Genomic DNA, 12,332 nt, shown 5'->3' on the forward strand with positions numbered 1-12,332 from the left:
GGGAGGGCCCACTCCCGCGCGCCACCGCCGACCCTAGCGGCGGCCGTCCGGCCCGCCGGGGCGCCACGCGGTGCGGCGCCCCGACCGGGCGGTGTCCGGGGCCGGGCGGCCCTGCGCTCGCGGCCTGAGTGGCCCTGCGCTCGCAGGCCGGGCGGCTCAGCGCTCCAGCAGGTCCGGGACGACCTCGCGCAGCCGCTCGGCGCCGATAGCGCCCGCGCGCAGCAGCACGGGCACCTCGCCGGTGACGTCCACGATCGACGACCCCACCGCGGCCGCGGTCCGGCCCCCGTCGAGGTAGACGGCCACCGAGTCGCCCAGCATGCCCTGGGCGGCGTCGCAGTCCTGCGGGGAGTCCTGCCCGGTCAGGTTGGCACTGGAGACCGCCAACGGGCCCGTGGCGTTGAGGAGTTCGATGGCGACCGGGTGCGCGGGCATCCGAACCGCGACCGTTCCGCCGGTCTCGCCGAGGTCCAGCTCGACCGACTTCAGGTGACGGGCGACCACCGTCAGCCCGCCCGGCCAGAACGCCGCCACCAGGGCCCGCGCGCGGTCCGTCACCTCGACCAGGCCGTCCAGGCCCTCCGGGGAGCCGACCAGCACCGGCGAGGGCATGTTGCGGCCGCGGCCCTTGGCCGCCAGCAGGCGGGCGACCGCCTCCGGCGCGAAGGCGTCCGCCCCCACCCCGTACACCGTGTCCGTGGGCAGCACGACGAGTTCACCGCGGCGCACCGCGGCCACGGCCTCGCGCAGCCCGGCTGCGCGCTCGGACGCGTCCGAGCAGTCAAAACGACGAGTCATCAAGGTTCTCCACGGCGGGCCTCGGCCCGCACCGTCCATCCGGCCCGGCCACCTCGCCGGCCGGGCACGACCCGGTCAGACTACCGGGCGGGGTCCTGCTGACCCGCACCGCCGGGACGCCGGGCCACCGGGCCCTGCGCCGCTCGGGTGGATCACGCGGCCGCCGGGCCGCCGGAGGGGGCGGCGGCGCCGGGCGGACGTAGGTTGCGGGCATGACCAGTGACGAGACGATCCCGGCCGTGGGGGTGCGCCCGCTGGACGAGGTGTTCGCCGCGATCGACACGGCCAACCGGCGCCCGCGGCCGTGGACCGGCTTCGAACACGGCGTGCTGGGGGCGTACCGGTGGGCCGCCGGGGCCCAGGTCGCGGCACCGGTCACCGCCACCGCCGCGGTCGGCACGGCCGAGCCGTGCCGGGCGCAGCTGCTGGCGGAGTGCCAGGCCGCTGCCGTTCGCCTGCGCCGGGCCCTCGTGCAGGGCACCGACCACGCGTACGTCCTCGGCGCCCACCAGGCGCTGGCCTGGCTGTGCGGGCTGCACGAGGAGTGCCCCTGAGAGGTGCGGCCGGTTTTCGGGGCGGGTCCGGCGGCCATATCCTTGGGCCGTGGAAACCGGCCCGGCCACGGCGCGGCAGTGGACCTTCCTGACGAACCACGCCCGCGTCCTCGTGCAGATCGCTCGCGACCCCGGCATCCGGGTGCGCGACATCGCGGCCCGGTGCCTGCTCACCGAGCGCGCCGTCCAGCGGATCATCGCCGACCTGGAGGAGGCGGGCTACCTCGCGCACGAGCGGCGCGGCCGCGCCAACCACTACAGCGTGATGACCGGCAAGCAGCTGCGGCACCCGGCCGACGCCGGTCCGACCATCGCCGAGCTGCTCGCCGCACTGCTGCGCTGACGCCGGCCGGCGGGGCGCCGAGCGCCCGCACCGGCCGGCACGGCATTGAACGGGGGTCACATCACCGGCCTCGTCAGTAGTAGTGGCGGCGTCCGCCGACGGCGTGGCCGAGCGCCCCGGCGACCCACAGGATGAGGCCGACCAGGAGCAGCACGAGGCCGATGGTCCACAGGATCGAGATGCCGGTGACGAAGCCGATGATGAGCAGGATGACGCCGAGCACGATCACGGGAGCCTCCCGGGGTTGACGAGGGGGACGGGCGTCGAACGGGCGGCCTCTCGACGCCGCCCGTCCTCGGCCCGGTTCACAGCTGCGCGTCTACCGCGCCGGCCGCACGTCAAACGGTCGGACGCCCAACCGTTCGTACGCCGAACCGGTCGGACGCCCAACCGGTCGGCCGGCACGCACCCGCCGTCACCTGCGGTGGCGGCCGCCGCTGCGGCGGGCGGGCGGGGCGGCGCGCGGGGCGGGCAGGAAGAGCCGGGCCAGTTCGCGGCCCAGGTTCACGCCGATCGCGAGGGCCATCGACATCGCCACGGCGCGCCCGATGCCGCTCAGCCCGACCTCCGGCCGGCCCCGGACGAAGGCGAGCATCCCGAAGTACAGCACCGACCCGGGCAGCAGCGGGCCCAGCGCCGCCGTGACGTGCGGCAGCACCGGGCCACCCCGGTAGCGCGCCATCAGCTGGCCGGACAGGCCCACCAGCCCCGCGGCGAGTCCGGTGGCCAGCATCGGCTCCACACCGGCGTTGGCCAGCACCCCGTACGTGGTCCAGCCGGCCGCGCTGTTGAGCATGACCGCGGGCACTGCGCCCGGCTCGGTGTTCAGCAGCACCGCGAACGTCAGGGTCAGCAGCACCGCCGCGGCGAGCTGCAGCGGCGGGTTCACGGCCCCGGCCGGGGCGTCCTGGGAGGCGAGGTCCGCGCCGTTGTTGACGCCGACGTAGAGCACCGTCATCACGCCGATCACCACGCCGGCCATCAGGTACAGCGCCTCCAGCAGGCGGGCGGCGGCGGTCAGGTAGAAGCCCGCCAGGCCGTCCTGGGCCGCCGCCACCATGGGCCAGCCCGGCAGCAGCGCGAACAGTCCGCCGGTGATCACCACCGATCCGCGCAGGTGCAGCCCGTTGAACGACAGCAGGATGCCGATCACGGCCGCCGGGGCCGCGGCCACCACGAACCGGTAGAAGGCCGGGAGGTCGTGGCGCGCCACCAGGGCCGAGAGCCGGTCGCCCGCCAGCGCCGCGACGACGGCGCTGGCGAACACCAGCCAGGCCCGGGCGTCGGTGCGGCCGCCGACCAGCAGCGTCGCGGCTCCGGCCAGCAGGCCGCAGCACAGCAGGAGCAGCCAGCCGGGGTAGCGGCGACCGCGCCGGTGCACGGCCACCAGCCGCTCGTACGCCTCGTGGACCGGGACGCCGCCGGCCGTGATCGCGGTGACCTGCCGGAAGACGGCGGCCAGCCGCGCGTAGTCCCCGGCCGGGCTGCGCACGGAGCACTCCGCCGTCAGCGACGGCTCGGGCGCGCCCGGCTGGTAGGAGATCGCCACCCGGGTGAAGGTGACCTGCGGGTCGCACGGATGGACGCGGTAGGCCCGGGCGACGGCGAGCATGGCCGCTTCGACGTCCTCCGCCGCCTCACCGCTGGCCAGCAGCAGCTCCCCCACCAGCAGGGCGAGGTCCAGGACCCGGGCCGGCTCGGCCGCGCCCGGCCGCCCCGCCCCGGGGGCCTCCGCCACCCGCCTGCGCTCGGCCGCCGGGGTGCGCAGCAGCGGCAGCATCCGGTCGGGCCAGGGGTCCGCGGGGTCCGCGTCCTCCTCGGGGCCCGCGGAGTCGTGGCCGCCCGGGCCCGCCGGGCCGGCCGGGGCGTGCCCGGCGTCGCTCGCGGGCGGTGGCAGCTGCGGCGGCACCCTGCCGGACTGCACCGGAGGCCCTTCCGAACCGGCACGCGTGCCGAGCGGATCGTGTTCCGACATCGTGACTCCCTGAACCACCCCCCTGGCACTCTTTGCACCTGATCAACTACCCGGAGTGATGGTTTCGTGAACACTCCGGCGCTCGGCGCGCGCTCCCCGACGGAGCGCGACGGGCCGTACACGCCCCATCGGCGCGGCGTGCCGTCGTCCGGTGGCGGAGCCGGGCCGGTTCCGGGTGGCGGGGCCGTGGCAAACGGCCCGGTGCGCAGGCGCGGGCCCGAGGAGCGGCCGTAGCATCCTGACCATGGCCGACAGTGACGAGGAGCAGGTCGCCGACCTGGTCCGGAGCTGGGCCGCCGCGGTCCATGCGGGCGACCTCCGAGGGGTCGTCGCCGACCACGCGGCGGACATCGTGATGTTCGACGTGCCGCCGCCGTACGAGGGCGTGCGCGGGCTCGACGCGTACCGGGAGACCTGGCCGCCGTTCTTCGAGTGGCAGGCGCAGGGCGCCGCGTTCGAGATCGAATCGCTGGAGGTGACCGCCGGTGCGGACGTCGCCTTCGCGCACGCCCTGCTGCGCTGCGGCACCCCGCAGGACTTCGCCGACCGCCCGGCGCAGCGGCTGCGGCTGACCGTCGGCCTGCGCAAGGAGGACGGGCGGTGGCTGGTCGCGCACGAGCACCACTCCTTCCCGGATCCGGGCGAGGCCTCGTAGCACCGCCGGGGATTCGCGGGGGGCGCGCCGGGTAGGCGCGGCGGCGCAACCACCCGACCAGGAGGTGCGCGATGACCATCCCGACACCCCCGGACCCGGACACCGGGCCGATCCCGCACCCGTACCCCGCGCCCCGGCCGGGCGAGCCGCCCGACCCGGTACCGCCGCCGGTCCCGCCGTTCCCGGACCCGGCGCCGCCGCCGGAGCCGCACCCCGGACAGGCCTGAGCCGCCGGGTGCCGCCGGAACAGCGACGCCGTCAGGCCAGGGGTGCCGTCAGGCCGTCCAGTTCGGCCTCGAAGAGCAGCTCGGGCCGGAAGCCCATGCCGGTGAAGTGCCCGGCGAGTTCCAGGGACAGGACGCCGTGCAGGCGGGTCCAGAGGACCAGGAAGCGGTGCAGGGCCGCGGGCGTGGCGGGGTGGTCGCCGACCCAGCCCCGGTGGGCCGCCAGGTGGTCGGCGAACGGGGTTCCGGGCGTGTCGGCGGGAGCGGGGGCGAGCGCGGCGCAGGCGTCGAGCAGGGTGCGCATGATCTCGTCGGCGATGGCGGTGGTGTCCTCGGGCGCGTGGTAGCCGGGGACCGGGGTGCCGTAGAGCAGGAAGTACCGCTGGGGGTCGGCCAGGGCCCAGCCGCGCAGGGCGCGGGCGAGCCCGGCCAGGTCGGCGCCGTCGTCGTCGGCGGCGGCCAGCGTGTCGGCGAGGCTGCGGTAGGCGTCCCGGACCAGCTCGGTGATCAGCTCGTCGCGGCCGGCGAAGTAGCGGTAGAGCGCGGGGCCGCTGAGGCCCATCTGCTTGGCGATCGCGTTGAGCGAGAGCGCGGAGGCGCCCGCCGTGGCGATCTGCTGCCAGGCGTGCTGCTTGACCTCCTCGCGTAGCTGGGCGCGGTAGCGCTCGCGCGGGGTGTCCGCGCCCGTCTTCGCCATGGTCCGCCCGCTCCCGGTGGTCCGACTACATGCTCACGCTTTCGTTAGAGGTTATCACGGAAGCCCTTGACGCCCCGGGCGCCTGGGAGTTAGAACTTCTAACGAACGCATGAGTATCTAGCTCTCGCGAACCGCCCCGTCCGTCCCGACGGCCCGTCAGCGAAGGGGACCCCCATGTCCGCGATCCGCCGCGCCGCCCTCCTCACCGTCCCGCTCGTCCTCGGCCTGCTCGGCACCGCCGCCGCGCCCGCCGGAGCCACCGCCTCCCACCGCGACACCCCCCTCACCTGCCGCGGCGCCGGCGTCGACCCCGACGCGCAGGTCCGGTACCGGACCGAGACGGTCGTCCACGCGCCGCTGCGCACCGTCTGGAAACTGCAGACCGACGTCGCGCGCTGGCCCGCCTGGCAGGCCACCGTGGCGACCGCCGAGCGCCTCGACCACGGACCGCTGCGCCCGGGCTCCGCGTTCCGGTGGACCACCCCGCTGCCGCCGAACCCCGCCACCACGGCCACCAGCCTCGACATCACCTCGACCGTGCGGCAGCTGCGGCCCGGCTCCTGCATCCGCTGGACCGGCCCGGCCGACGCCGCGGGGCTGCACATCGACGGCGTCCACGTGTGGAACTTCGCCGAGGTCGACGGCGGTGTCCTGGTCCGCACCGAGGAGACCCACACCGGCCCCCAGGTCGACGCGAACGCCCCCGCCGCCACCGCGCTCCTGCGCCAGGGCCTGGAGGGCTGGCTGCACGACCTGAAGGCCGCCGCCGAGGCCGGCGCGCGGACGAACTGACCGCACACCACGGCGCATGGAACCCGGCCCCCGGGGCAGACGCGGCCCGGGGCGGACTTCGCCCCGTCGACGAGAGGAGCGCCTGCCATGGGCACCGACGACAAGATGCGCAACATGGCGGAGAAGGCCGGCGGCAAGGCCAAGGAAGCCGTCGGCAAGGTCACCGGCGACCGTTCGACCGAGCTCAAGGGCAAGGGCGAACAGGTGACGAGCGACCTGAAGCAGGCCGGCGAGAAGATCAAGGACGCGGGGAAGCACTGACCCGGCGGGGCGGGGACCGTCGTCGGACGGTCCCCGCCCGCTGCGGCCCGCGCCGCACCCGGTCCGGCCCACGACCCGGACCGGAGGCGTCGCGCGCCGGTCAGCCGGCGAGCAGGCCGTGACGGGCCGCGTAGTCCGCGAGGCCGTCGGGGGTGCTTCCGGCCCAGCCGAGGTAGCCGTCGGGCCGGACCAGGAACACGCCGGTCCCGTACGCCTCGTAGGCGGGGATGCGGACGACCGGAGCGGCGACGGCGGGCAGCGGGTCGTCGGTGCCGACGGCGAGCAGGGTCCAGTGCGGCCCGCGGAAGGCGTCGAACAGGCGGGTGCCGCCCCGGCGGCCGTCGGGGGCGCGGTCACCGGCCCGCAGCGCGTCCTCCGGGAGGTCCGGGCGGGTGTCCACGGCGAGCGAGGACTCCCGGTAGCCGAGGCCGAGTTGCTGGGTGGCCCGGCCGCGGCGCTCCTCGCCCCGGTGGACGCGGGTCGACAGGTCGAGCATCGCCGCCGCGTTGGCCCGGCGCTCCTCCTCGTAAGTGTCCAGCAGCGACGCGTCCGCGCGGCCGGCCAGGACGGCGGCGAGCTTCCAGGCCAGGTTGTACGCGTCCTGGACGCTGGTGTTGAGGCCCTGCCCGCCGGCCGGCGAGTGGACGTGCGCGGCGTCGCCGGCGAGGAAGACCCGGCCGGCGCGGAAGCGGTCGGCGAGGGCCGCGCGCGGGCGGAACTCGGAGGCCCAGCGCAGCTCGGTGACCTGGTCGGCGGTCAGGTGGGAGCGGGCGGCGACCACCGCGCGCAGACCGTCGAGGGTGTGCTCCACGGCCGCCCCCTCGGGGAACTGGGCGACCAGCTGGTAGTCCTCGGTGCCACCCAGCGGGCAGATCGCCAGCAGGCCGTCGTCGGACCGGAACACGTGCCAGTGTTCGCGGTCCAGCCCGGCCACCCGGACGTCCGCGACCAGCATCGGGGCCGGGTCGACCGTCTCCCCGGTCATCCCGATGCCGAGCAGCCGCCGGACGGTCGAGCGTCCGCCGTCGGCCGCGACGAGGTAGCGGGCCCGGACCGGCGCGCCGGTGGCGAACTCGGCGGTCACGCCCTCCTCGTCCTGGGTGAGGGCGACCAGCTCGCGGCCGAACGCGACCTCGCCGCCCAGTTCGCGCAGCCGCTCGTGGAGGACCTGCTGGGTGCGCCACTGGGGCAGCATCAGCGTCTCGGTGTACGGCTCGGGCTCGGTGGGCTCGGTCGGGTCGTACATGCTCTGCCCGTCCTGCGGCTCACCGTCCTTCCAGAACAGGGTGGGCGGGTACTGGCCCGCGACCGCGCGGACCCGGTCGAGCACGCCGAAGTCGTCGAGGACCTCCAGCGTGCGCGGCTGCAGGCCCTTGCCGCGCGAGCCGGGGAAGAGTTCCGCGCCGCGCTCGACCGGCAGCGCGGTGACGCCGTGCCGGGCGAGGTCGAGTGCGAGGGCGAGGCCGGTGGGCCCGGCGCCGATGATCAGGACGTCCGCGTGCATGCCGAGAGCAGTCACGGCAACCCCCTTAACGTTGTTAAGTAGCCGATGCCGGAAGCGTGCACTTAACGGCGTTAAACTGTCAAGCGTGACCCCGCAGAAGACCCCCAAGCTCGACCGCAAGCAGGTCGTCGACGCCGCACTGAAGCTGCTCAACGAGGTCGGCCTCGACGGCCTCACCCTGCGCGCCATCGCCGCCGGACTCGACGTCAAGGCACCCGCGCTGTACTGGCACTTCAAGGACAAGCAGGCACTGCTGGACGAGATGGCGACCGAGATCATGCGCCGCATGACGGCCCGGACCGCCGAGGCGGGCGACGGATGGCGCGCCGGCGACTGGCGGGACGCCTACCTCGCGACGATGCGCACCCTGCGCGCCGAGCTGCTGCGCTACCGCGACGGCGCCAAGGTGTACAGCGGCGCCCGGTTCACCGACACCTCGTACGCGGCCGGCCTGGACGCCTCGCTGCGCCTGCTGATCGACGCCGGCTTCACCCTGACCACCGCCACCCGGGCCTGGTACACGGCGTACAGCTACACCATCGGCTACGTCATCGAGGAGCAGGCCATGGCTCCCAATCCGTTCGACGGCGACGAGGGCTACGACGTCGAGGCCCGCGCCGACCGGCTGGCCGCCCACCCGCTCGCCGCCGAGGCGGGCCGGGCGATGTTCGTGGACTTCGACGAGGGCTTCGAACAGGGACTGGCCCTGGTGCTGATCGGGGCCGAGTCCCTGCTCGCCGACTGACGGCCGGTCGACCGCCGGGCCCCCGGAAGGCGGTTGACGAACCATCGCCCGTCCGACCGCACCCGAACCGATTCGAAGCCCGAAGGCTCCCCCTCGGACCACCCCGGTTCATTCCGGGTTCACATGCACATGTAAATTGCGTTCACCTCGCCCGTCTACCTTCATGGCGCCCCGCCACTCCAAGATCCACACGAAGATCCACCCGAAGATCCACGTGGCGGGGCCCAACTCCGAAAATGACATGACGTTCGAGGTACCAACCATGCACGCAGTTCCCACCCGCTCACGGTGGCTCCGGCACGGCGCCGGCCTGGTCGGCGCACTCTCGCTGGCGACCTTCGGCGGCGCGCCCGCGGCCTTCGCGGCCGACGCCCCGCAGACCACCACCCCGGTCAAGCACCTGGTGGTGATCTTCCAGGAGAACGTCTCCTTCGACCACTACTTCGGCACCTACCCGAACGCGGCCAACACCGCCGACGACAAGGTGAAGTTCACCGCCAAGCCCGGCACCCCGAAGGTCGACGGCCTCTCCGACGACCTGCTCCACCACAACCCGAACGGGACCAACCCGAAGCGGCTGAGCCCGGCCCAGGCCGTCACCTGCGACCAGGACCACACCTACAAGGACGAACAACTCGCCTTCGACGGCGGCAAGATGGACAAGTTCGTCGAGCACACCGACGTCGAGAGCTGCAAGGCCCCGATGTTCACCCAGCCCGGCCTGGTGATGGACTACTACGACGGCAACACCGTCACCGGCATGTGGAACTACGCCCAGCGCTTCGCGATGAGCGACAACTCCTTCGGCACCAACTACGGCCCGTCCACCCCCGGCGCGCTCAACCTGATCTCCGGGCAGTTGCACGGCGGTTACCCGGTCGACCCGAAGACCGGCCAGAAGACCACCGACGCCTACGTGGTCGCCTCCCCGGACGCCAACGGCGTCGGCACCGTCATCAACGACCCGGACCCGGGCTACGACGAGTGCTCCAACCCCCAGCACAACCAGCTCGTCATGACCGGCAAGAACATAGGCGACCTGCTCAACGACAAGGGCGTCAGCTGGGGCTGGTTCCAGGGCGGCTTCAAGCCGACCGGCGACAAGGACGGCAAGGCCGTATGCGGGGCCGCGCACGACAACATCGTGGGCGCCTCCCAGACCGACTACAACCCGCACCACGAGCCGTTCCAGTACTACAAGTCCACGGCGAACCCGAAGCACCAGGCGCCCAAGGACGTGGACGAGATCGGCCACAACGGCCAGGCCAACCACCAGTACGACCTGACCGACTTCGACGCCGCCCTGCAGCACGGCAACCTGCCCGCCGTCAGCTACCTCAAGGCCGCCAACTACCAGGACGGCCACGCGGGTTACTCCGACCCGCTGGACGAGCAGCACTTCGTCGTGGACACCCTGAACAAGCTGCAGAAGTCCAAGGACTGGGCCTCCACCGCCGTCGTCATCGCCTACGACGACTCGGACGGCTGGTACGACCACAAGTTCGCCGAGCCCGTCAACGGCTCGCGGGACGCCGCCAACGACGGCCTCAACGGCCCCGGCCAGTGCGGCAAGGACGCCGGGTGGGGCGGCTACGCCGACCGCTGCGGCTTCGGCCCGCGCCTGCCGCTGCTGGTGGCCTCCCCGTTCGCCAAGGCCAACTTCGTCGACCACACGCAGACCGACCAGACCTCGATCCTGCGCTTCGTCGAGGACAACTGGAAGACCGGCCGGATCGGCGACTTCTCCTTCGACGAGCACGCCGCCTCCATCGAGGGCATGTTCGACTTCAAGAACCCGCAGCCGGCGACCCTCCTGCTCGACCCCGCCACCGGCCAGCCGGCCGGCACCGCCACCCCGACCGGCGGGCCCACCGGCGGTGCTTCGACCTCCGCCCCGGCCGGCCCGACGGACGGCTCCGGCAGCGGCACCGCCGTCGCGGCGCCCACCAGCGGCGCGTCCGGCCCCGCGCTGGCCACGACCGGCGCGGACTCCAACACCCTGCCGATCGCGGCCACGGCCGTGGCGCTGCTGGCGCTCGGCGGCGGCGCGGTGTACGTCACCCGCCGCCGGCGCGGCCGCCGCGCCTGACGACCCGTGCCGCGCGCGCCGTCTGCGGTGACGCCGGCGACGCGCGGTGATTGCGTGTGACGCGCGGTGATGCGTGTGACGCGCGGTGACCCGACACCGCCGGGCCCTCGACGGGCCCGGCGGTGTTCGCGCGTCCGGGGGGCGGGCAGGGGCCGTGAACCCGCCCACCGGGTCCTGCGCACCGGGACCTGCACACCGGCTCGGCAGCGCGCCAGCCGGTGTCGCTCGTTAGGGTCGGGAGCATGGGACGAGGCCAGACGGCACTGCTCGACATCGACGGCGTGCTCACGATCGGCTGGAAGCCGCTCCCCGGCGCCGTGGAAGCCCTCCGGCGGCTCGACGACGACGGCGTCCGGTACGTGCTGCTGACCAACACCACCTCCCGCACCCGTCGTTCGATCGCCGACACGCTCGCCGCGCACGGCTTCCCGGTCGACATCGAGCAGGTGCTCACCGCGCCCGCCGCCACCGCCGAACGCCTCGCAGGCACCCGATGCCTGCTGCTCAACAGCGGCGACATCGAGGACGACCTGGCCCCGCTGCGGCTGGTGGACGACCCGGCGGACGCCGAGGTGGTGCTGGTCGGCGGCGCCGGGCCCGAGTTCGGGTACCGGGCGCTCGACCGGGCCTTCGCCGCCCTCCGCGGCGGGGCACGCCTGGTCGCCATGCACCGCAACGCCTACTGGCGGACCCCGGAGGGCCTCCGGCTGGACAGCGGCGCCTTCGTCGCGGGGCTGGAGTACGCGACCGGCGTCCGGGCCGAGGTGGTCGGCAAACCGGCCGGGGCCTTCTTCGCCGCGGCCCTGACCCACCTGGGGGTCTCGGCGGCCGAGGCGGTGATGGTCGGGGACGACATCGAGTCGGACGTGCTCGGGGCGCAGCGTCACGGGATCGGCGGCGTGCTGGTCCGCACCGGCAAGGCGGCCCCGGGCGCGCCGGAACGCGCGGACGGCGAACCCGACCACGTGCTCGACTCGGTGGCGGACCTGCCGGAGCTGCTGGCCCGGCTGCGCGCGGACTGAGGTCGCGGCAGGCCGGGGTGCGCGAGGCGCACCACCGGTCGTAGAACGGAAGGGAACGAACCCGACCGGGAGGAGGCGCGGCCATGGGCCTGCCCCTGGCGGCCGGACACGTGCTCGTCCGGCTCGGCGACGGCCCGCAGCAGGCGGCGGAGGCGGTGCTCGACGCGCTGGAGGCCGCCTTCCCCACCCACACCGGGCGCGGGCGGACCAGGATCGGCAACGCGTGGGAGGACCCTGCCACCGTGACCTCGGAGGGCACCCGGGTGGTGGCCGGAGCCCAGCCCGACGGCGTCTCGGTGCGCCTCTCCCAGTCCTTCGACGCGCGCGATCCGCGTGATCCGCCGGAAGCCCGGGAGTCGCCCGCAACCGGGAGCCCGGACGGGCCTGCGCACCCGATCGCCCTGGCAGGCGGAGTCGGCGCGGACCTGCTCGGCTCGCCCGATGACGTCCGACGGGTGCTGGGCGTGCTCGCCGGGCTCTGCGCGACGGAGGAGGAGTCCCGCGAGGAGCAGGGCCCCCAACTGGCCGTACGGCTGCGCCTCGGGCGACTGCACGGGTAGCGGGCCTGCTGGGGGCGGACGTCGGGTGTGGCCGCGCGTGTGCCACCGCCGTGCCGGGGTGGACGCGGACGGCAGCAGACCGGTCACCCAGACCGACCACTCCGTTCGGGGGC

The 12,332-nt window shown here is 74.6% G+C and carries 15 protein-coding genes; 10 read left to right on the forward strand and 5 right to left on the reverse strand.

Annotation, left to right across the window (positions count from 1 at the left end; genetic code table 11):
* Positions 1-156: 156 nt before the first annotated feature.
* Positions 157-798, reverse strand: a complete 642-nt coding sequence (locus ACIGG8_RS08945; protein ID WP_350524694.1) for an L-threonylcarbamoyladenylate synthase — start codon at positions 796-798, stop codon at positions 157-159.
* 212 nt (positions 799-1,010) lie between these two features.
* On the opposite strand from ACIGG8_RS08945, the gene ACIGG8_RS08950 reads away from it, so the two are divergent.
* A complete protein-coding gene (locus ACIGG8_RS08950; protein WP_350524695.1) occupies positions 1,011-1,352 on the forward strand; it encodes a hypothetical protein in 342 nt (113 codons plus the stop codon).
* Between the two features lie 49 nt (positions 1,353-1,401).
* Complete coding sequence (locus tag ACIGG8_RS08955) at positions 1,402-1,695, forward strand: helix-turn-helix domain-containing protein (RefSeq protein WP_350524696.1); 294 nt, start codon at positions 1,402-1,404, stop codon at positions 1,693-1,695.
* A gap of 73 nt (positions 1,696-1,768) precedes the next feature.
* Here the strand turns inward: ACIGG8_RS08955 and ACIGG8_RS08960 are convergent, their stop codons facing one another.
* Together ACIGG8_RS08960 and ACIGG8_RS08965 are read right to left on the reverse strand one after the other, a co-directional pair.
* Positions 1,769-1,924, reverse strand: a complete 156-nt coding sequence (locus tag ACIGG8_RS08960; RefSeq protein ID WP_396546539.1) for a DUF6131 family protein — start codon at positions 1,922-1,924, stop codon at positions 1,769-1,771.
* 186 nt (positions 1,925-2,110) lie between these two features.
* Positions 2,111-3,670 carry a threonine/serine exporter family protein gene (locus ACIGG8_RS08965; RefSeq protein WP_396546540.1) on the reverse strand — a complete coding sequence of 520 codons (1,560 nt, stop codon included), beginning with the start codon at positions 3,668-3,670 and terminating at the stop codon, positions 2,111-2,113.
* A 244-nt stretch (positions 3,671-3,914) separates the two neighbouring features.
* On the opposite strand from ACIGG8_RS08965, the gene ACIGG8_RS08970 reads away from it, so the two are divergent.
* Both ACIGG8_RS08970 and ACIGG8_RS08975 read left to right on the forward strand, forming a co-directional pair.
* A complete protein-coding gene (locus tag ACIGG8_RS08970; protein ID WP_396546541.1) occupies positions 3,915-4,325 on the forward strand; it encodes a nuclear transport factor 2 family protein in 411 nt (136 codons plus the stop codon).
* 71 nt (positions 4,326-4,396) lie between these two features.
* The gene (locus ACIGG8_RS08975) at positions 4,397-4,552 is read left to right on the forward strand and encodes a hypothetical protein (protein WP_396546542.1); all 156 of its coding nucleotides are present in this window, start codon (positions 4,397-4,399) and stop codon (positions 4,550-4,552) included.
* A gap of 31 nt (positions 4,553-4,583) precedes the next feature.
* On the opposite strand, the gene ACIGG8_RS08980 is transcribed toward ACIGG8_RS08975, so the two are convergent.
* Positions 4,584-5,246 (reverse strand): TetR/AcrR family transcriptional regulator, encoded by a 663-nt coding sequence (locus ACIGG8_RS08980; protein WP_396546543.1) that lies wholly within the window; start codon positions 5,244-5,246, stop codon positions 4,584-4,586.
* A 174-nt stretch (positions 5,247-5,420) separates the two neighbouring features.
* On the opposite strand from ACIGG8_RS08980, the gene ACIGG8_RS08985 reads away from it, so the two are divergent.
* Together ACIGG8_RS08985 and ACIGG8_RS08990 are read left to right on the forward strand one after the other, a co-directional pair.
* The gene (locus tag ACIGG8_RS08985) at positions 5,421-6,038 is read left to right on the forward strand and encodes an SRPBCC family protein (protein ID WP_396546544.1); all 618 of its coding nucleotides are present in this window, start codon (positions 5,421-5,423) and stop codon (positions 6,036-6,038) included.
* Between the two features lie 87 nt (positions 6,039-6,125).
* Positions 6,126-6,299, forward strand: coding sequence for a CsbD family protein (locus ACIGG8_RS08990; protein ID WP_396546545.1), 174 nt, complete (start codon positions 6,126-6,128; stop codon positions 6,297-6,299).
* 100 nt (positions 6,300-6,399) lie between these two features.
* Here the strand turns inward: ACIGG8_RS08990 and ACIGG8_RS08995 are convergent, their stop codons facing one another.
* On the reverse strand, positions 6,400-7,803 hold the full coding sequence (locus ACIGG8_RS08995) for an FAD-dependent monooxygenase (RefSeq protein ID WP_396546754.1): 1,404 nt from the start codon (positions 7,801-7,803) through the stop codon (positions 6,400-6,402).
* Positions 7,804-7,888: 85 nt separating this feature from the next.
* Between ACIGG8_RS08995 and ACIGG8_RS09000 the strand changes: the two genes are divergently transcribed.
* The 4 genes from ACIGG8_RS09000 to ACIGG8_RS09015 all read left to right on the forward strand — a co-directional run bounded on the left by ACIGG8_RS09000 (position 7,889) and on the right by ACIGG8_RS09015 (position 12,219).
* A complete protein-coding gene (locus ACIGG8_RS09000; RefSeq protein ID WP_396546546.1) occupies positions 7,889-8,548 on the forward strand; it encodes a TetR/AcrR family transcriptional regulator C-terminal domain-containing protein in 660 nt (219 codons plus the stop codon).
* A gap of 262 nt (positions 8,549-8,810) precedes the next feature.
* Complete coding sequence (locus ACIGG8_RS09005) at positions 8,811-10,637, forward strand: alkaline phosphatase family protein (protein ID WP_350524705.1); 1,827 nt, start codon at positions 8,811-8,813, stop codon at positions 10,635-10,637.
* 242 nt (positions 10,638-10,879) lie between these two features.
* Complete coding sequence (locus ACIGG8_RS09010) at positions 10,880-11,659, forward strand: HAD-IIA family hydrolase (RefSeq protein ID WP_396546547.1); 780 nt, start codon at positions 10,880-10,882, stop codon at positions 11,657-11,659.
* 83 nt (positions 11,660-11,742) lie between these two features.
* Positions 11,743-12,219 carry a hypothetical protein gene (locus ACIGG8_RS09015; RefSeq protein WP_396546548.1) on the forward strand — a complete coding sequence of 159 codons (477 nt, stop codon included), beginning with the start codon at positions 11,743-11,745 and terminating at the stop codon, positions 12,217-12,219.
* Positions 12,220-12,332 lie beyond the last annotated feature (113 nt).

The sequence above is a fragment of the Kitasatospora sp. NPDC085464 genome, from assembly GCF_044541955.1.
Taxonomy (GTDB): Bacteria; Actinomycetota; Actinomycetes; order Streptomycetales; family Streptomycetaceae; genus Kitasatospora.

Coding starts and splice junctions, on each gene's coding strand:
- ACIGG8_RS08985 (WP_396546544.1), top strand. CDS start 5,421: ATGTCCGCGATCCGCCGCGCCGCCCTCCTCACCGTCCCGCTCGTCCTC.
- ACIGG8_RS09010 (WP_396546547.1), top strand. CDS start 10,880: ATGGGACGAGGCCAGACGGCACTGCTCGACATCGACGGCGTGCTCACG.
- ACIGG8_RS09005 (WP_350524705.1), top strand. CDS start 8,811: ATGCACGCAGTTCCCACCCGCTCACGGTGGCTCCGGCACGGCGCCGGC.
- ACIGG8_RS08965 (WP_396546540.1), bottom strand. CDS start 3,670: ATGTCGGAACACGATCCGCTCGGCACGCGTGCCGGTTCGGAAGGGCCT.
- ACIGG8_RS08995 (WP_396546754.1), bottom strand. CDS start 7,803: ATGCACGCGGACGTCCTGATCATCGGCGCCGGGCCCACCGGCCTCGCC.
- ACIGG8_RS08970 (WP_396546541.1), top strand. CDS start 3,915: ATGGCCGACAGTGACGAGGAGCAGGTCGCCGACCTGGTCCGGAGCTGG.
- ACIGG8_RS09015 (WP_396546548.1), top strand. CDS start 11,743: ATGGGCCTGCCCCTGGCGGCCGGACACGTGCTCGTCCGGCTCGGCGAC.
- ACIGG8_RS08945 (WP_350524694.1), bottom strand. CDS start 798: ATGACTCGTCGTTTTGACTGCTCGGACGCGTCCGAGCGCGCAGCCGGG.
- ACIGG8_RS08980 (WP_396546543.1), bottom strand. CDS start 5,246: ATGGCGAAGACGGGCGCGGACACCCCGCGCGAGCGCTACCGCGCCCAG.
- ACIGG8_RS08990 (WP_396546545.1), top strand. CDS start 6,126: ATGGGCACCGACGACAAGATGCGCAACATGGCGGAGAAGGCCGGCGGC.
- ACIGG8_RS08950 (WP_350524695.1), top strand. CDS start 1,011: ATGACCAGTGACGAGACGATCCCGGCCGTGGGGGTGCGCCCGCTGGAC.
- ACIGG8_RS08975 (WP_396546542.1), top strand. CDS start 4,397: ATGACCATCCCGACACCCCCGGACCCGGACACCGGGCCGATCCCGCAC.